The sequence below is a fragment of the Thermus sp. LT1-2-5 genome (genome assembly GCF_040363165.1).
Taxonomy (GTDB): domain Bacteria; phylum Deinococcota; class Deinococci; order Deinococcales; family Thermaceae; genus Thermus.
The window spans coordinates 165,030-188,664 of the sequence record NZ_BSRG01000002.1 but is presented as its reverse complement, the minus strand read 5'-3'; the positions used below and the strand labels follow the sequence as shown (position 1 = coordinate 188,664).

The window sequence follows — 23,635 nt, the reverse complement described above, 5'->3', positions numbered from 1 at the left end:
GCCGTGGCGGAAGCCACGGCCCGTTTTAGGCCCGCACCTCCTGCCGCTGGAAGGCCACGTAGGCCAGGGTGAAGAGGAGGATGACCAGGGCCATGAGCCCGGTGAGCTGGGGCCAGATGAGGAGGAGGCTTTGCCCCAGAGGTAGGGGGGTTCCGAGCACCGCCCCTTCCAGCTGGGTGATGAGGATGGGTCCCAAGGAGCGTACCGCCGGGTTGAGGACGGCGGTGAGGGTTTCGGCGTAGAGGGTGTTGGGGGAAAGCCGGGAGATCCAAAGGGCCAGGTTGGCCTGCCTCAGCTGGCTTTCCGGGTCAAAGGGGTCGGCCTGGAGGAGAAGGGCATTCGCCGCCAGGTCGGTGAGGATGGGAAAGAAGACGGCGAAGAAGAGCCAGACCCCGATGGCGGCCAAGGCGGCGGTGGCGGGCTGGCGGAAAAGCACCGAGAAGAGAAGGCCTAGGGCGAGCCAGACCCCAGCGTAGGCCAAGGTGGCCAGGAGGAAGAAGAAGGCCCGGGCCATCTCCTCCGCCTCTGGGGGCACGCCCAGGGTGAAGAGCCCAAGGCCCACCACCAGGAGGAAAAGGGCGAGGAGGAGGACCGCCAAGGTGCCAAGCCCCGCCAGGAACTTGCCGAAGAGGAGGGCGTCCCGGTAGATAGGCTGGGAGAGGATGCGGGAAAGCGTGCCCCGGGCATACTCCCCGTTCACGGCGTCGAAGGCTAAGGCGATGGCCGCCAGGGGGACAAAGAAGGAGAGGAAGCCCACGAAGGAGGGCAAGGGGTCCTGGGCGGTGGTGAGGAGCTTGAGGTAGAGGTAGGGGTCCTCCCCCACGGTCTGCCGCAAGGTTTGGGTGCCCGTGTACAGGGCGGCCAGGGCGGAAAGGAGGATCAGGGCTTCCAGGATCCGCATCCTGAGCCCCGAGAGGTGGTCGGCCATCTCCTTGAAGAAAACCGCCCAAAGACCGGTCCAGGGTGAGCCTTCACGCCGCATGGGCCACCTCCTGGAAGTAGTGGGCGTAGACCTCGTCCAAGCTGGGCTTGCGAAGGGCTAGGCCGTAGAGGCTACCCTGCGCCACGGCGATGCGGGCCAGCTCGGGCCTGAGGTCGCGGGTGGCGAGGACCCGGTAACGCCCTTCCCCCGTTTCCACCTTGGCCACCCCGTCCAAGGCGGCGAAGGCCTCGGCAAGGCCCGGGCTCGCCTCCACCAGGATCTCGTACCCGCCCCCCAGCACCCGTTGAGCTAGCTCCTCCACGGTGCCTAAGAGGGCGAGCCGTCCCTTGTGGAATAGCCCCACCCGGTCGCAGATCTCCTGCACCTGATGTAGCAGGTGGCTGGAAAGGAGCACGGTGATGCCCTCTTGCTTCAGGCCCTTGATGAGGGCCAAGAATTCCCGGGCGGCCTCGGGGTCCAGGCCCAGGGTGGGCTCGTCCAGGATGGCCACCTTGGGCTTTTTGAGGAGGACTTCCGCCAGGCCCAGGCGCTGGCGCATGCCCCGGCTGAAGGCGGAAACCCGGCGGTCCTTGACCTCCCAAAGCCCCATGCGCTGCAAGACCTCCTCGATGCGGGCCTTGGCCTCGGCCTCGGAGAGGCCCAGGAGCCTTGTGGTGTAGCGGAGGTTTTCCCAGGCGGTGAGCTCCCCGTAGAAGCCCACCTGGTCGGGGAGGTAGCCCACCTTGGCCTTCACCTTTAGGGGCTCCCGCATGGGGTCCAGGCCCAAGACCCGGGCTTCCCCGGCGGTGGGCTCGGTGAGGCCCAGAAGCATGAGGATGGTGGTGGTCTTGCCCGAGCCGTTGGGGCCCAGGAGGCCGAAGACCTCCCCCTCCGCCACCTCCAGGTTCAGGTCCTCCACGGCCACCACCCGGCCGTAGCGCTTGGTGAGGCCGCGGGTTTGGATAACCGTCATGCTACCTCCGGCCAAAGCGGTTCACGGCGAAGCCCAGGACCAGGAGGGCCACCGCCATGATCCCCACCCCCACAAGGCCCCAGAGGCTGGAGCGAACCACGGTGGCCCGGTAGTCCAGGCTCTCGGAAACCCCCTCGTCCCCCGAGAGGGAAAGGGTCACCATGTAGTCCCCGGTGACCGCCTTGGGGGAGGGCTTGATACGGGCGGTGATCTCCTGTTCCTGGCCAGGGTCCAGGGACTCCAGCTTATCCGGTTCGAACTTCACCTCCCAGCCCGAGGGCTCCATGGCGCTGAAGGACAGGTTCTTGGCGGGGGCGCTCCCCTCGTTTTTCACCAGGAGCTTCACCGGGTTCTCCCGGCCCGCCACCACCTGGCCGGAAAGTCTTCCTTCCTTGGTGGTGAAGCGCACCTCGGGCCGCCCCGTGACTTCCAGGGTGAGGGCCAGCTCCGCCTTGGCCTCCCCCGCCACCGCTCGCAAGGTGAGGCCGTAGGTGTCCGCCTTGGTGTCCTTGGGCAAGGAGACCTCCACGTCTAGGTCCTTGCTTTCCCCCGCCTTGATGGGCAGGCTGGTCACCTGCTGGCTGGCGAAGGCGGGGGTGAAGGTGACCTGGAAGCCCTTAGGGGCCTCGTACTCCAGGGAAACCAGAAGGTCCCGATCGGACTCGTTCTTGAGGGTCACCCGGTAACGGAAGGTGCTGGTGGGGGGACCTTTGAGCACGGGGAGTTCGGCCTCGAGGCTAAGCCGTTGCGGCAAGCCCTGGCCCACTACCAGGGCGATGGGCAGGCTCGCCGTCTGGCCAAGACCCTCGGCCCGGACCAGGAAGCGGTAGGTGCCTGCCTTCACCTCCCTGGGAGGCTGGAGGCGGAGGGTGAGGGTGGCCTCCCCATCGGGGGCCAAGTAGACGGCCCGCACCAACCGCCCGCCCCCGATGAGGCTTGCCTGCCAACCCTGAGGCACCTCAGCTAAGGAAAGCCGCACCACCCCTGGGGGTAGGCCGTGGTTCTTCAGGGTGAGGGTCAGGTTCACGCTTTCCCCGGGCTGCACCCCCATCTCGGGGTAAGGAGTGCCCAGGGACAGGCCCCGGAAACCTTGGGCCAGGGCCAACCCCAAGAGGGAGACCGCCAAGAGAACCCACTTGCGCACCATACCTAAGCCTCCTTTACCAAGGCTAGGCAGGAAACATGAGTCAGAAATGAAAAGCCCCGGGCACGCCCGGGGAAGGGGGTGGGTCCGCTAGCTAAGGCGGGCCTCCAAGTACTCCCGCTCGCCCAGGACGATCTTGCGGGCCAGCTCGGGGTCCTTGGGGAACTCCTTGCCCCGGTGGATCATGTAGGTTTCGTAGCGGCCGATCTCAAAGACCTCGGCCAGCTTTTTCAGGGCCTTGGCCATGTCAAAGGCCTTGCAGGAGAAGATGTCGATGGAAAGGAAGCGCTTCTTGGGGAAGGTGTGGATGGCGATGTGGCTTTCGGCGATGATCACCACCCCCGTCACCCCTTCTTCCCCGTTGGGCCCGTAGCTGTAGACGAAGGGGGGAAGCACCTTGGTCATTTCCATCTCCTCGGGGAGCTCGTCCAGAACGCGGCGCACCAGCTCGGCGTCCTGGAGCTTTGCGGGGTTGGCGTCGTACCCGTCCACCATGAGATGCGGACCGAATCCGAAGAGTTCCACCCTGACCACCTCCTTCCCGTGCCCCCCGGGGTATTCCCCGCGGCACGCCCCCCATTATGCCCCCCCCTCCCCCCCCTGTCAATACCTCGTTCCCGGGCGGAAAAACCCCGGCTTTCCCCTGGGGGGATGTCGCCGGGGCCTCGAGGCCCAGGGGGCCTGGGGGGAGATACGTTCCCTTCCCGCCTCCTATACGGGATAGGGGTATGGAAATGGGAGTGTTCCCTTCCCGACGCACCGGGCGAGGAGGAGGGTGTATGATAACCCCGGCAAGGAGGTGCCATGTACAGGGGAAGAGAAGGGCAGTGGGCGTTTTACCTGCACCGGATCTCGGGCCTGGGCATCCTGGTCTTCCTCATGCTCCACGTGGCCAACATCGCCAGCGCCATGTGGGGGCCGGAGGTGTCCAACACCCTCATGAAGTTCTATCACCAGCCCGTGTTCCAGGTGGGGCTTTTGTTCCTCATCGCCGGGGTGCTCTACCACGGCTTCAACGGGCTTAGGATCATCCTCATGGACTTCACCGCCTGGGGGGTGCGCTACCAGCGGCAACTTTGGTACGCCGTGTGGGTGCTCTTCGTCCTCTTCTACCTGCCCTTCTTGGTGAAGATTGGCGGTGGCATCCTGGGAGGGGGCCATGGCGATTAAGTCCAAGCGCTACCAAGAGGCCCGGCTCGAGGCCACCACCAACTTGGAGCTTTACTGGTGGGTCTTCATGCGCATCTCCGGGGTGGTCTTGGTCTTCTTGCTCATCGGCCACATGTGGATGAACTCCGTGATGACCGACCTCAACAGCATCGACTACGAGTACGTGGCCAAGAGACTTTCCCAGACCACCTGGAAGGTCTATGACTGGCTTATCCTAGCCCTGGCCCTCCTGCACGGGGGCAACGGGCTTCGCTACGTGTTGGACGACTGGATCCGCCACCCGGCCAAGCGCTTTTGGACCAAGGTGGTGCTGTACGGCCTCCTCGCTTTCCTCTTCTTCCTGGGGAGCCTGAGCCTGTTCAACCACGATTTTGGGGTGAACTAGTATGGCGCACAGACACGAGGTCATCGTGGTGGGGGCGGGCGGGGCGGGCCTCGCCACCGCCCTTTATGCGGCCAGGGAAGGCGCCGACGTGGCGGTGGTCAGCAAGCTCTATCCCACCCGGAGCCACACGGGGGCGGCCCAAGGGGGGATAGGGGCGGCCTTGGGCAACGTGGAGGAGGACCACTGGGAATGGCACATGTTCGATACGGTCAAGGGGGGAGACTACCTCACCGACCAAGACGCCGCCGAGGTCTTCGCCAAGGAGGTCATCGAGGCGGTGATCGAGCTAGAGCACATGGGCCTTCCCTTTGATCGCCTCCCCAACGGCAAGATCGCCCAGCGCCGCTTCGGTGGGCACACCAAGGACTGGGGCAAGGCCCCGGTGCACCGGGCGGCCCACGCCGCCGACCGCACCGGGCACATGATCCTCCAGACCCTCTACCAGCAGTGCGTTAAGCACAACATCACCTTCTACAACGAGTTCCACGTCACCGACGTGATCCTCGAGGACGGGGTGGCCAAGGGCCTGGTGGCCCTGGAGCTGGCCACGGGGGAGCTCCACCTCTTCCAGGCCAAGGCCATCGTCATCGCCTCCGGGGGGTTTGGCCGCATCTACAAGGTGACCTCCAACGCCTACACCCTCACGGGGGACCTGCAGGCCATCCTCTACCGCAAGGGCCTGCCCCTGGAGGACATGGAGTTCTACCAGTTCCATCCCACGGGGCTTTACCCCTTGGGCATCCTCCTCACCGAGGGGGCGCGGGGCGAGGGGGGGATTTTGCGCAATGCCCTGGGCGAGCGCTTCATGGAGCGCTACGCCCCCACCATCAAGGACCTGGCCCCGAGGGACATGGTTTCCCGGGCCATGTACCTGGAGGTGCGGGAAGGGCGCGGGGTGGGACCCAAGAAGGACCACGTGCTGTTGGACCTCACCCACCTGCCCCCCGAGGTCATCGAGAAAAAGCTCCCCGACATCACCGAGTTCAGCCGCATCTACCTGGGGGTGGACCCCTTGAAGGAGCCGGTTCCGGTGATGCCCACGGCCCACTACGCCATGGGGGGGATCCCCACCACCTTGTGGGGCCAGGTGATCCAGGACGAGAAGAACACCGTGGTTCCCGGGCTCTACGCCGCCGGGGAGGCGGCCTGCGTGAGCCTGCACGGGGCGAACCGCCTGGGCACCAACTCCTTGGGGGACCTGGTGGTCTTCGGCCGCCGGGCCGGGATCCACGCCGCCCGCTTCGCCAAGGACGCCGACTACCACGAGCTCACCGAGGAGCACCTGGGCCCAAGCCGGGAGCGCATTGAGCAGATCAAGAACTCCACGGGCAAGGAGAAGGTGGCCGCGCTAAGGGCCGAGTTGCAGCAGTCCATGATGGACCACGCCTCTGTGTTCCGCACCGGGGAGCTTTTGCAGAAGCAGGTGGAGATCCTCAAGGAGCTCATGGACCGCTACAAGAGGATCGCCATCGACGACAAGGGGGACGCTTACAACACCGAGCTGGTGGAGGCTTTGGAGCTCGGGTACCTCCTCGAGGTCTCCGAGGCCTTGGTCCACTCCGCCCTGAACCGCACGGAGTCCCGGGGAGCCCACGCCCGGGAGGACTACCCCGAGCGGGACGACCAGAACTGGCTCAAGCACACCCTGGCCTACAAGGTGGCAGACGGCAAGGTGGCCTTCCGCTACAAGCCCGTGGTCCTGGGCCGCTTTGAGCCTAAGGCCCGCACCTACTAGGAGGCGCCCATGCAGGTCACCCTGAAGATCCTCCGCTTTGACCCCGCCAAGGACTCCAAGCCCCGCTGGCAAACCTACCAGGTGGAGGCCGAGCCTTGGGACCGGGTCTTGGACCTCCTGCACAAGGTCAAGTGGGACCAAGACGGCACCCTGGCCTTCCGCCGTAGCTGCGGCCACGGCATCTGTGGCTCGGATGCCATGCTCATCAACGGCCGGAACCGCCTGGCCTGCAAGACCCTGGTGAAGGACTTGGGCAGCGTCATCACCGTGGAGCCCATCCGGGGTCTACCGGTGGAGAAGGACCTCATCGTGGACATGGAGCCCTTCTTCGCCGCCTACCGGGCGGTGAAGCCTTTCCTCATCAACGAGGAGCCCCCGCCCCAGAGGGAACGCCTCCAGTCCCCTGAGGAACGGGAGCGCTTCGATCAGGGCACCAAGTGCATCCTCTGTGCCAGCTGCACCACCAGCTGCCCCGTCTTCTGGGTGAACGGCACCTACATCGGTCCGGCCGCCATCGTCCAGGCCCACCGCTTTATCTTTGACTCCCGCGACCGGGGCAAACGGGAGCGCTTCAAGGCCCTGGGCTCGGGAAGCGGGGTGTGGCGGTGCCGCACCGCCTACAACTGCACCGAGGCCTGTCCCCGGGAGATCCCCGTCACCCAGCTTATTGAGGAGGTGAAGCGGGAAATCCTCTTTGACCGCTTCTAAGCGTTGCGCTTGGGGACCGGAGGGGAAAAGCCTCCCCTCCGTTTTCCCGTTAAACTGCATCCATGGAGATCCGCGACCTTAAGCGCCTGGCCCGCTATAGCCAGGAGAAGATGGCCAAGATCCCGGTCTTTGAGTCGCCCTATATGTTCTACGACCTGTACGCCCTCCTTCCTGGCCAGGCCCAGAGGGTGCACGCCCACGAGGGGGCGGACAAGGTCTACTTCGTTCTGGAGGGGGAGGTGGTGGTGCAGGTGGGAGAAGAAGAGGCCCTTTTGGCCCCGGGGATGGCGGTTCTGGCCCCAGCGGGCAAGCCCCACGGGGTGCGGAACGAGTCCGCGAGCCCCGCCCTTCTCCTGGTGGTTATGGCCCCTAAGCCCTAGGGGTTTCGCATCCCTTTCAAAACCTTGGGTTACGCTCAGGGTGATGCTCCGACAGCACCCTCCTGCGGAGTTGGGCTTTTTGGCGGAACTCCTCCGTCGCTACCCGGTGCGGGTGGTCTTCCGGGGAGAGGTGTTGCCTGAGCCCCCCTTAAGGGGGGAAAAGCTTTGGGAGGAGGGGGAGCTTGCCCTTTACTGGGAGGGAAAGCCCCCTTCCAAAGAGCTCCAGGAGGCCCTCCGCCTCCTCCTTAGGGCTTTTCGCGAGGTCTTGGTCCTTCGCGAGCGGGAGCTTGCCCTTCTCCGGACCCAGGGGGAGACCCAAAGGCTCCTTCGCCTGCTCCTTCACGAGATCAAGAACCCCTTGATGAGCGTCTTGGGCGCTTTGGAGCTTACCCGGGAAACCGAGGGGCTTCCTGCAGAGGCCAAGGAGCTCTTGGAGATCGCCGAGCGCTCCGCCCGGCGCATCCAGGACCTCCTGCAGCGGGCCCAGGAGTACCTGAGCCTGGGCCAAGGGGTGCGGCTTAAGGCCGAGCGGGTGGACCTGAAGGCCCTGCTCCTCCAGGCGGTGGAGGAGGTGCGTCCCTTGGCGCGGAGGAAGGGCATTGCCCTTCGCCTTTCCCTTCCCCGGCGGGAGGCTTGGGTGTATGGGGACCGGGACTGGCTTTACCAAGCCCTCCTCAACGTTCTCAACAACGCCGTCAAGTACACCCCGGAGGGGGGGCGGGTTTCCGTAAGGCTCCTTTTGGGCCCGGACCGTTGCGGGATCGCCATTAGCGATACGGGGCCCGGCATCCCCAAGGAGGAGGCGGAGAGGGTCTTTGAACCCTTCTATCGGGCCTCCACCCGGGGGGAGGCGGAGGGGACGGGGCTGGGGCTTGCCCTGGTGAAGCGGGTCCTCGAGGCCCACGGGGGGGAGGTGCGCCTAAAGAGCCGCCTGGGCCGGGGAAGCACCTTCCTCCTCCTCCTTCCCCGGCCCCGTCCTGGGCAGCGGGCCCCGGTGGGGCGGCTTTTGTTGCTCCTGGTGGCGGTGATCGCCCTGGCCCGGCTTCCCATCTACCCCGCCCCCTTGGGCTCCCGGGCCTTTGGGGAGATGCCCGCGGGGGAGGTGGTGCGCCTGAAAGGGCTTGAGCTCGCCTTTAGCCCCGATGCCCACGGGGAGGCCCGGCGCTGGCGGAGCCTTTGGGGCGGGGGGGAGAGGCTCCGGGTGGCCTTGGAGCGGGGCGGGGTGGAGGCGGTGCGGGAGGGAAACGCGGGCCTCACCCTTGTCACCCCCGAAGGGGAGCTGAGGCCCACGGGTACCCACCTGCGCCTCCTGCGGGAGGAGGGGGCCCGCGTTTCCCTCTACCGGGGCCGCCTGGCCCTGGGGCGGGAGCGCCTGCCTGCCGGGGAGGGAGCGGTCTTGGGCACGGGGGTGCGGCGGAAGCTCCTCCCTGCCCCCCTGGTGCGGCCGGTACTGGGGGAGGAAGGCGGGGTGGTCTTCCGCCTCCTGGGCCCTGAGGGGGCTAAGGGGTTTTGGGTGGAGGTGCGAAGCGGGGAACGGGTGGTCCTTTCCGCCCCTTCCCCCGGTGCTTTCCGCTACACGCCCCAGGCGGACCGGGTGAGCCAGGTGCGGGCCTTCGCCCTGGACGAGGCGGGGCTTTTGGGCTACCCCTCGGACCCGGTGCCCTTCCGGGAGCGGTATAGCTTCTACCAAGGGAAACGGCGCCTGCCCCATGACCCTAGGGGGGCGGAGGCCTTCTTGAGGCGGGCGGTGGAGGCTTTCCCCGACGACGCCGAGGCCTTGGGGGAGCTGGCCTTCGCCCTCTACCTGCAAGGCCGCCACGCAGAGGCCAAGCCCCTTTACGAGAGGGCCTTGGCCCTTCTGGATAGCCCCGACATCCGGGTGCGCTACGGGCGGCTTCTCTACCACATGGGCCGCTACGCCGAGGCGGAGGAGAGCTACCGCAAGGTGCTGGCCCAAGACCCCGGCAACCTGGACGCCCGCTGGGGGCTCGCCGAGGTGGTGTTGGCCCTAGGGCGGGCCAAGGAGGCGGAGCTTCTCGCCCGGCAGGTGCTTTCCCTCAAGCCCGACTATCCCTTGGCCCGCTTCACCTTGGCTAAGGCCCTTTTGGAGGAGGGGAGGAGGGAGGAGGCGAGGCGCCTCCTCGAGGCGGAGCTTCGCCGCAACCCCGAACCCGAGGTGCGGGCCCTTCTGGAGCGCCTTTCTCGGGAATAAAATGGTCCCCGTGGCCCGGGTTTTGGTGGTGGAGGATGACCCCGCCGTGGCCAAGGTCCTGGAGCTGGCCTTAAGGCGCGAGGGGTGGACCCCCCATTTGGCCCGGGACTATGCGGCGGCCCTGGCGGCCTTGGGGGAGGACTGGGACGCCATCCTCCTGGACCTCAACCTGCCTGGGGGGTTTGGCTTGGACCTCCTGCGCCATCTGCGCCAGACCCTGGGGAAGGCAACCCCGGTGTTGGTCCTCTCGGGCCTAAAGCAGGAGCACCACGTGCTGGAGGCCCTGCGGGCCGGGGCGCAGGACTACCTCACCAAACCCTTTAGCCCAAAGGAGCTCGTCCTTCGCTTGGGGCGGTATGTGGCGGTCCGGTGAGGGGATTTACGCCCTGGTGGTCCTCCTGGTGGTCCTCCTCGAGGCCCTGGCCTTGGGGTATGTGGTCCTGGCCTTCACCGCCCGCCTCTTCCGCCTCCTGGGGTACGGGGAGACGGTGGGCACCCTCCTCCTCGGCCTCGCCCTTACGGGGCTGGCCCTGGTCCTCTTGGGGGCCTATGTCCTCGGCTACCACGCCTACACCGCCTGGCGGGAAGGGAAGGAGGAGAGGCTGAGGGAAGAGTACCTGGAGCGGTTCGCCCAGGCCCTCCTGGCGGGAGAGCCCCCGCCTCCCCTCCCTTGGCCTAAGGAGGCCTGCGCCGCCCTTCTGGCCTTGCGGGAGAGCCTGGAAGGGGACCTGGCCCAGGCCCTCCTCCCTTGGCTCCGCTTGGGCCTACCCCGTTGGGAAAGGGCCCTAAAGAGCCCCCTGGCTTTCCGGGCCCGCCGCCTCGAGGCCCTGGACGCCCTGGCCCAGGCCCGGCTGCCCGAGGCCTTCCCCCTCATCCGCCCCTACTTGGCCCACCAGGACCCCCTGTTGCGCCTGGCGGCGGCCCGGGCCGCGGCCCGCCTGGCGAGGGAGGAGGACCTGGAGGCCTTGGCGGAGACCCTGTTGCGGGCAGTGTTGCCTAGAGGGGCGCTTTTGGAAGTCCTCCTCCTTTTGGAGGACCGCGCCGAGCCGGTGGTGCGGCGCCTTTTGCGGGAGGGGGGGAGGGAGGAGGTGTGGGCGGCCTTGGAGGCCCTGGGCCGGCTTAAGCTCCACGGCCTGGCCGAAGGAGTCCTGGGGTTTCTCCAGCACCCCGACCCCGAGGTGCGGGCCGCGGCCATGCGGGCCCTTTGGCGCCTGGAATACCCTCCTTTGGGGCACGAGGAAGCGGTGCTGGCCGCCTTGGGGGCGGAGGAGGAGTTCTTGCGCCTTCAGGCGGTGCGCCTCCTTCCCCTTCTCGGGGGGGCCTTGGCCCGGAGAGCCCTATGGAAGGCCCTTTCCGACCCTTCCTTTTACGTGCGCCGCGGGGCGGCGGAGGCCCTGAAGGCCTTAGACCCCGCCCTCCTGCGCCAGGCCGCCGAAGCCCACCCGGACCCCTACGGCCGGGATATGGCCAAACAGGTGGCGGAGGCGTGATGGAGGCATTTCTTTGGCTCCTGTTCGCTTACCAGGTCTTCGTCCTCTACTACTTCGCCCTCTTGAACCTCCTTTACGCCTACTTCGCCCTGACGGGCCTTGCCATGGTGGCCCGCTACGTTCACGAGCTATCCGAGCTGGCCCTGAAGGACCTTTTGGAGCGGGAGGCTTATCTCCCGGTTTCCATCCTGGTGCCCACCTATAACGAGGAGAAGACCATCGCCGCCTCCGTGCGCTCCTTCCTCGCCCTCCACTACCCGGAGTTCGAGGTAATCGTGGTGGCGGACGGGCCTAAGGATAGGACCCTGGAGGTCCTGAAGGAAGCCTTCCGCCTGGTGGAGGTGAGCTGGGTGTATCGCCGGGCGCTTCCTAGCAAGCCGGTACGGGCGGTGTACCGCTCCCTCCTTTACCCCAACCTCCTGGTGGTGGACAAGGAAAACGGGGGCAAGGCGGACGCCTTAAACGCCGGGCTCAACTTCGCCCGCTACCCCCTCTTTTGCGCCGTGGACGCCGATAGCCTCCTGGACGCCCAGGCTCTCCTCCGGGCGAGCCGGCTTTTCCTGGAGGAGGATAGGGTCCTGGCCGTGGGGGGCACCATCAGGCCCTTGAATGGAGCGGTGGTGCGGGGCGGGGTGGTGCGGGAGATGCGGCTACCTCGGGGCTTCCTGGAGAAGATGCAGGTGATCGAGTACGCCCGGGCCTTTTTCATGGGTCGCGCCGGCTGGAGCGCCATGAATGCCCTCCTTATCATCTCTGGGGCCTTTGGGGTCTTCCGCCGGGAGGAGGTGATCCGGGTGGGGGGCTACCGCACGGACACCGTGGGGGAGGACATGGAGCTGGTGGTGCGCCTCCACCGCCGGGCCCGGGAGGAGGGGCGGGATTACCGCATCCTCTACACCCCAGACCCCATTTGCTACACCGAGGTGCCGGTGGACCTAGCCACCTTGCGCAAACAGCGCAACCGTTGGCACCGGGGGCTTTGGGAGGTGCTTTGGACGCACCGGGCCATGCTCTTCAACCCTCGGTATGGGCGGCTTGGTCTGGTGGCCATGCCCTACTTTTTCCTCTTTGAGGCGTTGGGGCCGGTGGTGGAGGTTTTGGGCTATCTCCTCTTCCCTTTGTTTTGGCTGTTGGGCCTCTTGAACGCCGAGGTGGGGGTGCTTTTCCTAGCCTTGGCCGTGGGGTACGGGGTGCTCCTTTCCCACCTGGCCGTGGGGATGGAAACCCTGCTCCTCAAGCGGTACCCGCGGCTAAGGGATAGGCTTTGGCTTCTCCTTTTGGGGATCCTCGAGGCCTTGGGCTACCGCCAGCTCCTCGCCCTGGAGCGCTTTTTCGCCACCTTCCAGGTGTGGCGCAAGCGGGGGGTGTGGGGGGAGATGCAAAGGAAGGGCCTAGAGCCCGCGGAAGCGCAAGGCCACGAGAAGCCGTAGGCCCAGGGAGGCGAGGATGGGCAGGTGGTAGGGGCTTGGGCCCAGGCCCAGGCTGGCGAGGCCGCCACCCAGGAGGCTTCCCGCAAGCCCGCCAAGCCCCAAGGCCAGCCAGAAGAAGGCCAGGTAGCCGCTTCGCGCCTCCTCGGGGGCCCGGGCCAAGGCGGCGTTGACCAAGGCTGTGCCGAGGCCGCTCCAGGCCAGGGCGTCGACCACGGCGGAAAGCCAGATGGGCCAGGGAAAAGCCTCCGTGCCCAAAAGCCAAAGGACAGGCATGGCGGCCCCCACCATCCCGGCCCGAAAGACCACCACCCCGTGCCCCGCCCCGTCCGCCATGCGGCCCCACAGGGGCCCGAAAAGAAGCCCGGAGGTGGCGGAGATCAGCGTCCACAGCCCCACCTCGGTCATGGAAAACCCGCCCACCTTGACGAAGTAGGGCACCACGAAGGGCCCCCCCACCATCACCGCCCCGTACCAGAGGAAGACCAAGGCCAGGTAGTTCCGGTAAGCCCGGTCCTCCAAGGCGGCCCGCATGGCGGCTTGGGGTGGGGGTGCGGGGGCCAGCGGGGGCTCCTTTTGCAGCCGCAGGACCAGGACCGACAAGAGCCCCGCCCCCACGCCGAGGAGCAGCACCGCCTGGTACCCCGTGGGAGGGGGGAGGGTATCGGCCACCAGACCCCCAAGGAGGTTCCCCACGGTGCCCACCAGGCCCAAAAGGGCATTCCTGAGGCCGAAGTAGCGGCCCCGCCGCTCTGGGGGCACCAAGTCGGCCATCCAGGAAAGCCAGAGCACCCCCACGGGGGCGGCTAGGAGCTGGGAGGCCCCGGCGAAGAGGAGGAGGGCCGGGATCCTAAGCCCCTCGGGCAGCAGGGGAGCTAGGAGGGTGGGCAAAAAGAGGAGGCGGGAGGCCAGGTTGAGGCGCACCGTCAACGCCTTGCGGCTTCCTCGCAAGAAAAGGGCCAGGGGAGCCGTGAGCTGGGCCAAAAAGGGCAAGGCTCCCAAAAGGGCCAAGGCCAAGGGGGACGCCCCCAAGGCCAGGGCGTAGCCCGTAATCAGGACCCCCGTGCTCCAGTAGAGGAACAGGACGGCCAGGGTGCCTTCCAGGATGGATAGCCGCAAGGAGCGCTCCGGTTCCACCCGCCCATTATCCTTGAACCGGGTAAAATCGCCCCCATGGAGACCGCCATCACGAGGATGCTGGGCATCCGTTACCCCATCGTGGCTGCGCCCATGTTCCTGGTGTCTGGGGCCAGGCTCCTTCTGGCCGTGGCCGAGGCGGGGGCCATCGGGGTCATTCCTAGCCTCAACTTCCGCACCCACGCCGCTTTCCGAGAGTTTCTGGAAACCTTTCCCCAAGGGGTGCCCTTCGGGGTGAACCTCATCCTGAAGGATAACCCCCGCCTGGAGGAGGACCTCGAGGCGGTGGCGGAGCGCAAGGTGCCCCTGGTGGTCACCTCCTTGGGGGACCCCTCGAGGGTGGTGGAAAGGGTGAAGGCCTACGGGGGCGTGGTCTGGTGCGACGTGGTGGGCCTGCGGCACGGCAAGAAGGCGGTGGAGGTGGGGGCGGACGCCTTGGTGGCCGTGGCCGCGGGGGCGGGGGGGCACGCCGGGGGGGTAAGCCCCTTTGTCCTGGGGCCTTGGCTTCGCGAGGAGCTCGAAGTACCCGTGCTCATCGCTGGCGGCATCGCCACGGGTAGGCAGCTCCTGGCCGCCCTGGCCCTGGGGGATGGGGCCTATATCGGCACCCGTTTCATCGCTACCCTGGAGTCGGAGGCGCCCTTGGAGTACAAGGAGGCCCTCTTGCGGGCCACCCCGGAGGACATCCAGTACACCCCGGAGGTCACGGGGGTACCCGCCAACTTCCTCAAAGAATCCTTGGAACGCTTCCGCCAAGGTGGGGGGAAGGCCTGGAAGGAGGTGTACTCCGCCGGGCATGGGGTGGCCTTCATCCGGGATATCCCCTCGGCCAAGGAGGTGGTGGCCCGCCTGGTGGCGGAATACCAGGAGGCCAAGCGCACGCTTCCCTAAACCCTTGCCTGCGGCTTCCCGCTCACGGACCATGCCTAGATGGATCGCCTGGGTGATCCTCTTGGGCCTCGCTTGGGCCCAGTACGACCTGGTGGTTTACGGGGCCACCCCTCAAGGGGTGGCGGCGGCGGTGGCTGCGGCCCAGGAGGGGCTTAAGGTGGCCCTGGTGGAGCCGGGCCGGGGGGTAGGGGGCGTCCTCACCCAAGGGTGGCTTGCCACCTTGGACGTGGCCAAGGACGGGGACGGGTTGTTGCAAGGGGGGCTTTTCCGGGAGTTTTACCGCCGGGTGGGGGGAGAGCCCTCCTTTGACGTGAAGCGGGCGGAGGAGGTCTTTGGGGGCATGCTGCGCCAAGCAGGGGTGGAGGTGCGCCTGGAGGAGCCCCTGGACGCCGTGGAGGTGGAGGGGGCCCGCCTCGTTCTCCTAAGGACCCCGAGGGCCGCCTACCAGGCCCCCTACTTCCTGGACGCCAGCGACACCGCTGAGCTGGCGTTTCGCGCCGGGGCTTCCTTCACCCTGGGGCGGGAGGACACGGGGCTGGACCGCCGCTCCATGGCCGCCACCTTGGTCTTCCGCCTGGAGGGGGTGCCTTGGGGGGTGGTCTTCTTGGCCCTCAACTACGAGGGGCAGGTGCGGCGCACGGGGGCGGGGGCTTGGGGTCGGAGCGGCTGGGGTTTTGCCGAGCTGGCGCGGGGGTATACCCCTTCCGACCCTGGCCGTTACGCCCTGAGGGGCCTCAACCTGTCCCGCCAGGACGACGGGAGCCTCCTGGTCAACGCCCTTCTCCTTTTTGGCCTCGAGGGCTTGGACCCCTCGGAGCTGGAACGCAAGCGGCAGGAGGCGGCCTTGGAGGCGGAGCGGGTGGTGGCCTTCTTCCGGGAGAAAGACCCCCTGGTCTTCGGCACCGCCCGCCTGGCCGATGTGGCCCCAGCGCTCTACCTCCGGGAAAGCCGCCACCTCCAGGCCCTTTACCGCTTACGGGCCGAGGAGGTTCTCCTGGGCAAGGATTTCCCCGATGCCGTGGCCTTGGGCGGCTACCCATTGGACGGCCAGGCCTATTTTCCTGGGGAAACCCCTTACCTCCTTGGGACCCCGGCGCCCTACGGGGTGCCCTTCCGCACCTTGGTGCCGCGGGAGGTGGCCAACCTGCTGGTGGTTTCCCAGGCGGCGGGGTTCGACAGCGTGGCCGCTTTCTCCGCCCGGGTGGTGCCCTTGCAGATGGCCCTGGGGGAGGCAGCGGGGGTGGCGGCGGCCTTGTTGCGCCTTGCGCCCCAGGCGGGGCTGGAGCGGGTGCCCTTGGGAACTTTCCAGGAGCTAGCCGCAAGCCCCGCTGCCCTCGAGGCCCTGCGCAGGCGCCTCCTGGAGCGGGGCGCCCGGCTTTCCTCCCGGGAGCGGGGCCGGGTGGAAGCGGACCGGCCCGGTTACCGGGAGGCGGTGAGCCTCCTGAGGCGGGGGCTGTTCGCCGGTCCCTACTACCTGAAGGGCACCTTGGGGCTTGCGGAGCCCATCCTGCTCGGCGACTTCCTGGCCAACCTGGAGCACTATTACCGGGCCAAGGGGCCCGAGGAGCGGCTGCGGGTGGTGCTTAAGGCCCGCGAGCTCTACCGCGAGGAACTGCAAAAGCCCTTGCGGCGCCCCCTTCTCAATCAGGTCCTGCAGGCCTTGGGGGAGCCGCCCTGGCCGGGGGAAGGGGGGGTGAGCCGGGGCGAGGCGGCCCGGCTCCTTTTCCGCCTTCTGCCATAATGGCTTAGGGTGCTTGCCGTACTGCTCCTTCCCGAGTTTTCCGAGCTGGAGGCCGCTCTTGGCCTCGAGGCGGCCCGCCTTTTGGGGGTCCCCGCCTACACCGCGGCCAAGGGCAGGAAGGGCACCCCGGGGCTTGCTGGGTCGGTCTGGACCCCCACCTACGCCTTCCCGGCCGCTCCGAAGCCCACGGCCCTCCTTATCCCGGGGGCCAAGCGGCCCAAGCGTCTGGCCCAGGACCCAGCCTGGCTGGCCTTTTTGGAAGAGGTATGGGAGGAGGTGGAGGCGGTGTTCGTGGGCTTTAACGCCCACCTCTTTTTGGCCGAGGCGGGAAGGCTTCCCCTCGAGGTGGCGGCGGGGGAGGAGGTGGCCCAGGACTTGGTGCGGATGGGTTACCGGGTGAGGGAAGAGGCGTTCCACCGGGCGGGCCGGGTGTACACCTCCCAAGGGGGCCTGGCCCTGCTCCGGGCCATGGAAGACTGGGCTCAGAAAGCGGTTGTGCTTTGAGTTTGGACTAAGATACACTAAACCCATGTCCGTCCGGGAGTACCAGAAGAAGCGCCGCCGGGACCGGATCTTCCAGGCGGCCATGAAGCTATTTCGGGAGCGGGGCTTCCAGGAAACCACCGCCACGGACATCGCCAAGGCCGCGCACGTTTCCCGGGGCACCTTTTTCAACTACTTCCCCTACAAGGAAGCGGTGCTGTTAGAGTATGGTGCCCAACTTCTGGAATACGCAAAAGCAGAGGTGCGCCGTTACCTTGCTCAAGGCATGGACCCTCTGGAGGTCCTTTACCGCTTGTTCAGCGAACTGGCGCAGTACACCAAAGAAGAGAAAGGGCTTTTGTTGCCGCTTCTTTACGAGCTTCTCAATCCGGACCCAGTACGGGCGCGGGCTGCTTTTGAGGCGCTACCTTTAGGGGATCTGATCGCCGAGGTGTTGCGTCCTTTGCAGGAGAAAGGAATTGTGCGGCGGGATCTTTCTTTGGAGCGGATGGGGCGGACCCTGGCCGATTTGTACTTTCTGGCCGCTTTGCGGTGGGCGGCCTACACGCCCCATCGCGACCTTGGCGTGGAGCTAGAGCGGTCGTTGCGCTTGGCTTTAGAGGGGATCCTTACCCGCCAGGATATTTCCGCCGCCAAGGCCTAGAGGGCTATGCGCTACACCCTCATCTCCCTTTTCCCCGAGTTGTTGCGGCCATGGCTCCGGGAATCCCTTATGGGTAAGGCGATAGGGCGAGGGCTCCTGGCGGTGGAGGTGGTGGACCTCAGGGCCTTTGGCCTGGGGCGGCACCGGAGCGTGGACGACACCCCCTACGGGGGCGGGGCGGGGATGGTGATCCGGCCCGACGTGGCCGTGGCCGCCCTGGAGTCGGTTCTCCCTGCCGACGAGGTCATCCTCCTGAGCCCGGCGGGGGAGCCTTTTACCCAGAAGGTGGCGGAGGAGCTGGTGCTTAAGTCCCATGTGGTCCTCCTTTCGGGCCGCTACGAGGGGTTTGATGCCCGGGTGGAGGCCTTTGTCACCCGCACCCTTTCCATCGGGGACTACGTCCTCATGGGGGGGGAGGTGGCGGCCTTGGCGGTTTTGGAGGCCACGGCCCGTCTGGTTCCCGGGGTCATCGGCGACCCAGAGAGCCACCGGGAGGATTCCTTTGTGCGGGGCCTTTTGGACTATCCTCAGTACACCCGTCCCCCGGAGTTCCGAGGGCTTAGGGTGCCCGAGGTGCTCCTGACCGGCCATCACCAGGAGGTGGAAAGGTGGCGTCGGCGGGAGGCTTTGCGGCGCACCCTTCTCCTTAGGCCCGAATTGGTGCGCCAGGCGAGGCTTGGGGCGTTGGAGGCGGCCTGGCTTGCGGAACTGGACCGGGAGGAATAGACTAGAGGCTGTTGCCCACGAACCCTTGAAGGGTTCCTCTGGGACGGGAGGCCAAGCATGAACCGAGGAGCGCTTCTAAAGGTGGTGGAGTCCCGCTACGCCCGCACCGACCTGCCCGAGTTCCGTCCGGGCGACACCGTGCGGGTGGCCTACCGGGTGAAGGAAGGCAACCGCACCCGTATCCAGAACTTTGAGGGCATCGTCATCAAGATCAAGCGGAACGGCTACAACTCCAGCTTCACCGTGCGCAAGGTGAGCTACGGGGTGGGGGTGGAGCGCATCTTCCCCATGAGCTCCCCCTTGATCGAGAAGGTGGAGATCGTGCAGCGGGGCCGGGCCCGGCGGGCCAAGCTCTACTTCATCCGCGAGCTTTCCGAAAGGGAGATCCGGCGCAAGCTCCGGGCCGACCGCAAGCGGATCGGCCAGGATCAGGAGCGGGCCAGGGCGGCTAAGGAGGCAGCACAGGCCGCCGAGGCCCAAGGCGAGGCGGGGGAGTAGGGGAGTCTGGCTCTGGGGGGCGGCCTGGCCGCCTCTTTTTTACGTGAGAAAACCCAGGGCTCGAGCCTTTTCCAGGGCCTCCACCCGGTTTTTAGCCTGGAGCTTGCCGTAGAGGCTTTCCAGGTGGTCTTTCACCGTGTCGGGGGAGAGGTGGAGGAGGCGGGCCACCTCCTTGGCGGAAAGCCCTTGGGCCAGGAGCCTAAGCACCTCCAGCTCCCGGGGCGTGAGGGGGGGCAGGTCGGGGGGGGTGAGCCTTTCCTCGCCCCGCGCCACCTTAAGGAGGCGGTGCTTTAGCTCGGGGGCGGAAAGCTCCTTGGAGAAGTAGGCGTCAGCCCCTGCCAACCAGGCTTCCTTGACCAGAGCCGGCTCCTGGTAGGTGGTGAGGAGGGCGAGAAGGCCCCGGTAGCCCCTTTCCCGTAGCCGCCGTGTCACCTCCAGCCCGTCCAGGACAGGAAGCTTTAGGTCCAGCAACACGGCCTCGGGGCTAAGGGCCAGGGTCTTTTCCAGGGCCTCGAGGCCGTCTTGGGCCTCGGCCACCACCTCAAGGCCCAAGGCCTCGAGGCCCGCCCTCAGGCCAAGGCGGAACAGGGGATGGTCGTCGGCGATGAGGAGGCGCACCTTTCCCAAGACTATACTGGAGGCATGGCCCTCACGCTCAACCGCCTGGCGGAGCTTTCCGGCCGGGCTTCGGAACACGTGCTCAAGGAGGAAGTGGAGGAAACCGGCCTAGCCCCCGAGGCCATTTTGGCCAAGCTGGCGGAGCGCCTTGCCATCATGCGGGACTCCATCCGCCGGGGCCTTGCCTCGGACGCCCCCAGCGTAGCGGGAATGGTGGGCAAGAACGCCAAGACCCTGTGGGAGGCGGAAGACCCCTTAAAGGACCCCTTGTTGAAACGGGTCCAGGCCTACGCCATGGCGGTGAACGAGGAGAACGCCCGCATGGGGCGCATCGTGGCCGCTCCCACCGCAGGAAGCGCCGGCACCCTGCCCGGGGCCCTTTTGGGGGTGGCGGACCACCTGGGCATTCCCGAGGAGGAGCTCCTCATGCCCATGGTCTTGGCGGGTGGGGTGGCCAAGATGATCAACCGGGTGATCCACATCGCCGGGGCCAGCGGGGGGTGTCAGGCGGAGATCGGCGCTTCCGCCGCCATGGCCGCTGCGGCCGTGACGGAGCTTCTCGGCGGGAGCCCGGAGGCCTCGGCCCACGCCGCTGCCCTTGCCCTCCAGAACACCTTGGGCCTGGTCTGCGATCCTGTGGGAGGGTTCGTGGAGGTGCCCTGCGTGATGCGGAATGGTTTTTACGCCGTGCATGCGGTGAGTGCCGCCTCCATGGCCCTGGCGGGGATTAGGAGTGTCATCCCCCCGGACGAGGTGGTCTTGGCCATGGCCGGGATCGGCCGCCTTCTCCCTCTAGAGCTCAAGGAAACGGGCCTTGGGGGCCTGGCCGATACCCCCACGGGGCGGAGGCTGGCGGAAGAGGCGCTGAAGAAGGCTCCTTAGCGGGCGGTCCAACCCAGGTCGATGGGGAAGACGGCGCCCGTGATGGCCCCCGCCTTCTCCGAGGCCAGAAATAGGGCCAAGGCCGCCACCTCCTCGGGTTCGATGAGGCGCTTGATGGCCGCCTGGGCCAAGAAGACCTTTTCCACCACCTCCCCTTCCGGGATGCCCAAGGTGCGGGCCTGGTCGGCTACCTGGTTTTCCACCAAGGGGGTGCGCACGTAGGCTGGGGCGATGGCGTTCGCCGTGACGCCAAAGGGCCCCGCCTCCAGGGCCACCGTCTTGGTGAGGCCGATCAGCCCGTGCTTGGCTGCGATGTAGGCGGACTTGTAGGGGCTTGCCACCAGGCCGTGGACGCTGGCGATGTTGAGGATGCGGCCGAACCCCCGTTCCTTCATGCCCGGCAGAAGGGCTTGGATGAGCTGGAACGGGGCGGTGAGCATCACCTGGAGCATCCTTTGCCAGGTCTTCAGGGGGAAAGCCTCCACCGGGTCGATGTGCTGGAAGCCGGCGTTGTTCACCAGGACGTCCACGCCCAGGCGGGCGGCCTCCCGCCCCAAGGCGACCACCTCCTCGGGGTCGGCGAGGTCGGCGTGAAGGAAGACCCCGCCTAGCTCCTTGGCCAAGGGGCTTGCGTCCCGCACGTCGTGGACCAGGACCTTGGCCCCTTCCCGGGCGAAGGCCTCGGCGATGGCGCGCCCGATGCCGCTTCCTGCGCCGGTGACCAGAACCGTTTTGCCTGCGAAGCTTCCCACAGGGTCCCCTCCTTGCGCCATCCTACAGGGACTTTTGAGGCCAAGCGCTAAACGAACCCCGGGCCCTTCTGGGCCCGGGGCTAAGCCAGCAACCTAGGCCGCCTTCTTCGGCTCCTTGCGCCTGAGGTTTTTCCAGAAGACCACCAGGGCGCTCACCACGTAGATGGAGCTATAGGTGCCCACGAAGATCCCCACGAAGATGGCCAAGGCGAAGTCCCGCAGGACGCTTCCCCCCAGGAACAAGAGGGCCAGGATGGGCAGAAGGGTGGTGAGGCTCGTCATGAGGGTGCGGGAGAGGGTTTGGTTGATGGAGCGGTTCACCAGCTCGGCGTAGGGCAAGCCCCGGAGGAGCTTTTGGTTTTCCCGGATCCGGTCGGAAACCACGATGGAGTCGTTGATGGAGTAGCCCACCACGGTGAGGAGGGCGGCGATGGTGGGGATGGAAAACTCTAGGCCCAGGAGGCTATACATCCCCGCCACGATGGCCACGTCGTGGGCCACGGCCAGGACGCTCGCCACCCCAAAGGTCCAGTCGAAGCGGAAGGCCACGTAGATGAGGATGAGCCCCAGGCCCACCAGCACCGCCATCACCGCATTGCGACGGAGCTCCGAGCCGATGGCCGGCCCCACGGTTTCCGAGGTCAATACCGTGGCCTTGAGCTCCGCCGTCAAGAGCCTTTCCAGTTCCAGGCGCTTCTCGTCGGTAAGGGGCGGGAGCTTGACGGAAAACTCCTTGTGGTCCGCCACCGGGGCCTGGACCTCGGTGATCACCGCTTCCTTGGCGGGGAAGCCTTTTTCCTCCAGGAAGCGCCTTAGGGTATCCACGCTCACTTCCGGGGCGGCGCGCAGGGTGTAGGCGGTGCCCCCGGTGAAGTCGATGGAGTAGTTGAAGCCCTTGGTGAAGACTACCCCCGCCGCCAAGACCGCCAGGAGCAAGGTGGCGGCGGTGATGTAGCGGGCGGGGCCCATGAAGTTGAAGCGGGGGTCCACCAGCCACATGGGGGGGCGGATCTCCCGGCGTTCCGCCAACCGCTCCAGGAGGTAGCGGCTAAAGACCAGGTTGGAGAAGACGCTGGCCACCACGCCGATGGCCAAGACCACGGCGAAGCCCCGCACGGGCCCGGTGGCGTACTGGTAAAGGGCCGCCGCCGCCAAGAGGTGGGCGGCGTTCACGTCCAAGATGGTGAGGGTGGAGTGCTTGAAGCCCTCGGGGATGGCCTGGCGGAACCGCTTCCCCGCCCGGAGCTCCTCCTTGATGCGCTCAAAGGAGAGCACGTTTCCGTCCACCGCCGCCCCCAGGGTGAGGACCAAGCCGGCGATGCCAGGAAGGGTCAAGGTGGCCCCGAGCCCGGAGAGGAGGCCGAGGATTAGGGCTGAGGTGTAGATCAGGCCCAAGGAGGCCACCAGGCCCAGGTGGAGGCCGTAGTAGGCGAAGATGAGGAGGAAGATGGCCAGGGTCCCGATGAGGGCGGAGCGGATGCCCGCCTGGATGGCGTCTTGGCCCAGGGTGGGGCCGATGGCCCTAATTTCCGCCACCTTGAGGGGCACGGGCAAGGCCCCCGAGCGGAGGACCAGGGCGATCTCGCTGGCCTCCTCGAGGCCGGAGAGGCCCTCAATCACCGCCTGCCCCCCAGTGATGGCCTGGCGGATCACGGGGGCGGTGTAGACCTTCCCGTCCAGGACGATGGCGAGCTGCTTGCCCACGTTGGCGCGGGTCACCTCTTCGAACTTCTTGGCCCCTTCCGGGGTGAAGGTGAGGGCCACCTGGGGGCGGCCAAACTGGTCAAAGACCGCCCGAGCGTCCGCCAGGTCCGCCCCGGTGAGGAGGGGAGGGCCCAGGTCCTCGGGCTTGATGAGGTCCTTCTCCAACTCCTCCCGCTTGAGGCGGGGGTTTTCCCTGAGGGCCTGGTTGATCTGGGCCACGGTGGTGCCGCTCGCCCCTTCCTTCAGGATGCGGAACTCCAGCACCGCCCGTTGTCCGATGAGCTTGAGCGCCCGGTCCTGGTCCGCCTGGGAAAGACCAGGAAGCTCCACCACGATGCGCTTCTGACCCTGGATTTGGATGAGGGGCTCCGCCACCCCCAGAGCGTTGATGCGGTTTTCCAAGACGGTGCGGGCCTTTTCCAGGTCATCGGGGGTGGGGTTTTCCACGTCCGCTTCCAGGACGATACGCAGGCCCCCCTTGAGGTCCAGGCCCAACCGGATTTTGGGTTCGCCTGGGGCCCAAGGTTTCCAGACAAAGAGCAAGGAGAGGAGGAAGAGGGATAGGAGGAAAAGCCCGTTAAGTAGTTTGCGGTTCATGCTTGCTCCTTTGGAAGACAGCAAGGCTCCTTTAGCCGGGGGAAGGCCCAAGGATCCCCTAGCCTTGGCGCCCCCTTCCCGTAAGGCACCAAGGGCGGGGAGGAGCCTTAGCCACCTTCCAGCTGGAGCTTCCCATAGAGGAGGTAAAGGACAGGTTGGGGCAGGGCGTCCTTGGGGGCGGGAAGGGGGTTATCCCTAGGCCGGGGTGGGCGGGGTGGGGTGGACCGGCCTAGGTTTCCCAAAAGAGGGGGGGCGAAGCCCCCGCCCCGATCCTCCTTCAGCACCAGGACCGGACCTTTGGCCAGGAGCCCCGCCTCCCCCTTGCCCGGGGAGGGAGGGAAGGCGAACCCCGGGACGAGGAGGCTTAGGGCCGCTAGGAGCTTCAGGCCCCGCATG

At 66.9% G+C, this 23,635-nt stretch carries 25 protein-coding genes; 16 read left to right on the top strand and 9 right to left on the bottom strand.

Going from position 1 to position 23,635, the window contains the following annotated elements:
- Positions 1-25 precede the first annotated feature (25 nt).
- From ABXG85_RS02960 to speD, 4 genes are all read right to left on the bottom strand, one after another.
- Positions 26-982, bottom strand: coding sequence for an ABC transporter permease (locus ABXG85_RS02960; protein ID WP_353512249.1), 957 nt, complete (start codon positions 980-982; stop codon positions 26-28).
- Positions 972-1,895, bottom strand: a complete 924-nt coding sequence (locus tag ABXG85_RS02955) for an ABC transporter ATP-binding protein (RefSeq protein ID WP_353512248.1) — start codon at positions 1,893-1,895, stop codon at positions 972-974. Before ABXG85_RS02955 ends, ABXG85_RS02960 begins: the two co-directional genes overlap by 11 nt.
- A 1-nt stretch (position 1,896) precedes the next feature.
- Entirely contained in the window at positions 1,897-3,042 is a 1,146-nt protein-coding gene (locus tag ABXG85_RS02950; protein WP_353512247.1) for an NEW3 domain-containing protein, read from the bottom strand.
- Positions 3,043-3,129: 87 nt separating this feature from the next.
- Complete coding sequence (speD, locus tag ABXG85_RS02945) at positions 3,130-3,564, bottom strand: adenosylmethionine decarboxylase (protein WP_353512246.1); 435 nt, start codon at positions 3,562-3,564, stop codon at positions 3,130-3,132.
- Positions 3,565-3,843: 279 nt separating this feature from the next.
- On the opposite strand from speD, the gene sdhC reads away from it, so the two are divergent.
- From sdhC to ABXG85_RS02900, 9 genes are all read left to right on the top strand, one after another.
- Complete coding sequence (gene sdhC, locus ABXG85_RS02940) at positions 3,844-4,209, top strand: succinate dehydrogenase, cytochrome b556 subunit (RefSeq protein ID WP_353512245.1); 366 nt, start codon at positions 3,844-3,846, stop codon at positions 4,207-4,209.
- Entirely contained in the window at positions 4,199-4,594 is a 396-nt protein-coding gene (locus tag ABXG85_RS02935; RefSeq protein WP_353512244.1) for a succinate dehydrogenase hydrophobic membrane anchor subunit, read from the top strand. Before sdhC ends, ABXG85_RS02935 begins: the two co-directional genes overlap by 11 nt.
- Position 4,595: 1 nt before the next feature.
- Positions 4,596-6,329: a succinate dehydrogenase flavoprotein subunit gene (gene sdhA / locus ABXG85_RS02930; protein ID WP_353512243.1), complete on the top strand. Its 1,734-nt coding sequence runs from the start codon at positions 4,596-4,598 to the stop codon at positions 6,327-6,329.
- A 9-nt stretch (positions 6,330-6,338) separates the two neighbouring features.
- Entirely contained in the window at positions 6,339-7,037 is a 699-nt protein-coding gene (locus tag ABXG85_RS02925; protein WP_353512242.1) for a succinate dehydrogenase iron-sulfur subunit, read from the top strand.
- A gap of 62 nt (positions 7,038-7,099) precedes the next feature.
- A complete protein-coding gene (locus ABXG85_RS02920; protein ID WP_353512241.1) occupies positions 7,100-7,417 on the top strand; it encodes a cupin domain-containing protein in 318 nt (105 codons plus the stop codon).
- A 43-nt stretch (positions 7,418-7,460) separates the two neighbouring features.
- The gene (locus tag ABXG85_RS02915; protein ID WP_353512240.1) at positions 7,461-9,629 is read left to right on the top strand and encodes an ATP-binding protein; all 2,169 of its coding nucleotides are present in this window, start codon (positions 7,461-7,463) and stop codon (positions 9,627-9,629) included.
- A gap of 10 nt (positions 9,630-9,639) precedes the next feature.
- Positions 9,640-10,002, top strand: a complete 363-nt coding sequence (locus ABXG85_RS02910) for a response regulator transcription factor (RefSeq protein WP_486401640.1) — start codon at positions 9,640-9,642, stop codon at positions 10,000-10,002.
- Complete coding sequence (locus tag ABXG85_RS02905) at positions 9,986-11,119, top strand: HEAT repeat domain-containing protein (protein ID WP_353512238.1); 1,134 nt, start codon at positions 9,986-9,988, stop codon at positions 11,117-11,119. The genes ABXG85_RS02910 and ABXG85_RS02905 overlap by 17 nt, the downstream gene beginning before the upstream one ends.
- Complete coding sequence (locus tag ABXG85_RS02900) at positions 11,119-12,549, top strand: glycosyltransferase family 2 protein (RefSeq protein ID WP_353512237.1); 1,431 nt, start codon at positions 11,119-11,121, stop codon at positions 12,547-12,549. Before ABXG85_RS02905 ends, ABXG85_RS02900 begins: the two co-directional genes overlap by 1 nt.
- Here the strand turns inward: ABXG85_RS02900 and ABXG85_RS02895 are convergent.
- Positions 12,511-13,683, bottom strand: coding sequence for an MFS transporter (locus ABXG85_RS02895; protein WP_353512236.1), 1,173 nt, complete (start codon positions 13,681-13,683; stop codon positions 12,511-12,513). The two genes, ABXG85_RS02900 and ABXG85_RS02895, sit on opposite strands and share 39 nt — an antisense overlap.
- Before the next feature lie 36 nt (positions 13,684-13,719).
- Between ABXG85_RS02895 and ABXG85_RS02890 the strand changes: the two genes are divergently transcribed.
- From ABXG85_RS02890 to rplS, 6 genes are read left to right on the top strand one after another with little or no spacing between them, the layout of a single operon-like run.
- Positions 13,720-14,574, top strand: coding sequence for an NAD(P)H-dependent flavin oxidoreductase (locus ABXG85_RS02890; protein WP_353512235.1), 855 nt, complete (start codon positions 13,720-13,722; stop codon positions 14,572-14,574).
- 31 nt (positions 14,575-14,605) lie between these two features.
- Positions 14,606-16,315 (top strand): FAD-dependent oxidoreductase, encoded by a 1,710-nt coding sequence (locus ABXG85_RS02885; protein WP_353512234.1) that lies wholly within the window; start codon positions 14,606-14,608, stop codon positions 16,313-16,315.
- Between the two features lie 9 nt (positions 16,316-16,324).
- On the top strand, positions 16,325-16,819 hold the full coding sequence (locus tag ABXG85_RS02880) for a DJ-1/PfpI family protein (RefSeq protein WP_353512233.1): 495 nt from the start codon (positions 16,325-16,327) through the stop codon (positions 16,817-16,819).
- Between the two features lie 25 nt (positions 16,820-16,844).
- The gene (locus ABXG85_RS02875) at positions 16,845-17,462 is read left to right on the top strand and encodes a TetR/AcrR family transcriptional regulator (protein ID WP_353512232.1); all 618 of its coding nucleotides are present in this window, start codon (positions 16,845-16,847) and stop codon (positions 17,460-17,462) included.
- Between the two features lie 6 nt (positions 17,463-17,468).
- Complete coding sequence (trmD, locus tag ABXG85_RS02870) at positions 17,469-18,188, top strand: tRNA (guanosine(37)-N1)-methyltransferase TrmD (protein WP_353512231.1); 720 nt, start codon at positions 17,469-17,471, stop codon at positions 18,186-18,188.
- A gap of 57 nt (positions 18,189-18,245) precedes the next feature.
- Entirely contained in the window at positions 18,246-18,686 is a 441-nt protein-coding gene (gene rplS / locus ABXG85_RS02865; protein WP_353512230.1) for a 50S ribosomal protein L19, read from the top strand.
- Positions 18,687-18,725: 39 nt separating this feature from the next.
- Here rplS and ABXG85_RS02860 read toward each other — a convergent pair whose 3' ends face one another.
- The gene (locus ABXG85_RS02860) at positions 18,726-19,304 is read right to left on the bottom strand and encodes a response regulator transcription factor (RefSeq protein ID WP_353512229.1); all 579 of its coding nucleotides are present in this window, start codon (positions 19,302-19,304) and stop codon (positions 18,726-18,728) included.
- A 24-nt stretch (positions 19,305-19,328) separates the two neighbouring features.
- Between ABXG85_RS02860 and sdaAA the strand changes: the two genes are divergently transcribed.
- The gene (sdaAA, locus tag ABXG85_RS02855; protein ID WP_353512228.1) at positions 19,329-20,186 is read left to right on the top strand and encodes an L-serine ammonia-lyase, iron-sulfur-dependent, subunit alpha; all 858 of its coding nucleotides are present in this window, start codon (positions 19,329-19,331) and stop codon (positions 20,184-20,186) included.
- Here the strand turns inward: sdaAA and ABXG85_RS02850 are convergent.
- The 3 genes from ABXG85_RS02850 to ABXG85_RS02840 form a co-directional block, all read right to left on the bottom strand.
- A complete protein-coding gene (locus ABXG85_RS02850) occupies positions 20,183-20,938 on the bottom strand; it encodes a 3-hydroxybutyrate dehydrogenase (protein ID WP_353512227.1) in 756 nt (251 codons plus the stop codon). The two genes, sdaAA and ABXG85_RS02850, sit on opposite strands and share 4 nt — an antisense overlap.
- A gap of 93 nt (positions 20,939-21,031) precedes the next feature.
- Positions 21,032-23,239, bottom strand: coding sequence for a protein translocase subunit SecD (gene secD, locus ABXG85_RS02845; RefSeq protein ID WP_353512226.1), 2,208 nt, complete (start codon positions 23,237-23,239; stop codon positions 21,032-21,034).
- Between the two features lie 107 nt (positions 23,240-23,346).
- Complete coding sequence (locus ABXG85_RS02840; RefSeq protein ID WP_353512225.1) at positions 23,347-23,634, bottom strand: hypothetical protein; 288 nt, start codon at positions 23,632-23,634, stop codon at positions 23,347-23,349.
- Position 23,635: the final 1 nt, after the last annotated feature.

Excerpts from the sequence above, each read along its gene's own strand:
- ABXG85_RS02900 (WP_353512237.1), top strand. The coding sequence starts at position 11,119 with ATGGAGGCATTTCTTTGGCTCCTGTTCGCTTACCAGGTCTTCGTCCTC.
- ABXG85_RS02955 (WP_353512248.1), bottom strand. The coding sequence starts at position 1,895 with ATGACGGTTATCCAAACCCGCGGCCTCACCAAGCGCTACGGCCGGGTG.
- ABXG85_RS02885 (WP_353512234.1), top strand. The coding sequence starts at position 14,606 with ATGCCTAGATGGATCGCCTGGGTGATCCTCTTGGGCCTCGCTTGGGCC.
- ABXG85_RS02890 (WP_353512235.1), top strand. The coding sequence starts at position 13,720 with ATGGAGACCGCCATCACGAGGATGCTGGGCATCCGTTACCCCATCGTG.
- ABXG85_RS02905 (WP_353512238.1), top strand. The coding sequence starts at position 9,986 with ATGTGGCGGTCCGGTGAGGGGATTTACGCCCTGGTGGTCCTCCTGGTG.
- ABXG85_RS02950 (WP_353512247.1), bottom strand. The coding sequence starts at position 3,042 with ATGGTGCGCAAGTGGGTTCTCTTGGCGGTCTCCCTCTTGGGGTTGGCC.
- ABXG85_RS02920 (WP_353512241.1), top strand. The coding sequence starts at position 7,100 with ATGGAGATCCGCGACCTTAAGCGCCTGGCCCGCTATAGCCAGGAGAAG.
- sdhA (WP_353512243.1), top strand. The coding sequence starts at position 4,596 with ATGGCGCACAGACACGAGGTCATCGTGGTGGGGGCGGGCGGGGCGGGC.
- sdaAA (WP_353512228.1), top strand. The coding sequence starts at position 19,329 with ATGGCCCTCACGCTCAACCGCCTGGCGGAGCTTTCCGGCCGGGCTTCG.
- trmD (WP_353512231.1), top strand. The coding sequence starts at position 17,469 with ATGCGCTACACCCTCATCTCCCTTTTCCCCGAGTTGTTGCGGCCATGG.
- ABXG85_RS02935 (WP_353512244.1), top strand. The coding sequence starts at position 4,199 with ATGGCGATTAAGTCCAAGCGCTACCAAGAGGCCCGGCTCGAGGCCACC.
- ABXG85_RS02960 (WP_353512249.1), bottom strand. The coding sequence starts at position 982 with ATGCGGCGTGAAGGCTCACCCTGGACCGGTCTTTGGGCGGTTTTCTTC.
- secD (WP_353512226.1), bottom strand. The coding sequence starts at position 23,239 with ATGAACCGCAAACTACTTAACGGGCTTTTCCTCCTATCCCTCTTCCTC.
- ABXG85_RS02875 (WP_353512232.1), top strand. The coding sequence starts at position 16,845 with ATGTCCGTCCGGGAGTACCAGAAGAAGCGCCGCCGGGACCGGATCTTC.
- rplS (WP_353512230.1), top strand. The coding sequence starts at position 18,246 with ATGAACCGAGGAGCGCTTCTAAAGGTGGTGGAGTCCCGCTACGCCCGC.
- ABXG85_RS02840 (WP_353512225.1), bottom strand. The coding sequence starts at position 23,634 with ATGCGGGGCCTGAAGCTCCTAGCGGCCCTAAGCCTCCTCGTCCCGGGG.
- sdhC (WP_353512245.1), top strand. The coding sequence starts at position 3,844 with ATGTACAGGGGAAGAGAAGGGCAGTGGGCGTTTTACCTGCACCGGATC.
- ABXG85_RS02915 (WP_353512240.1), top strand. The coding sequence starts at position 7,461 with ATGCTCCGACAGCACCCTCCTGCGGAGTTGGGCTTTTTGGCGGAACTC.
- ABXG85_RS02925 (WP_353512242.1), top strand. The coding sequence starts at position 6,339 with ATGCAGGTCACCCTGAAGATCCTCCGCTTTGACCCCGCCAAGGACTCC.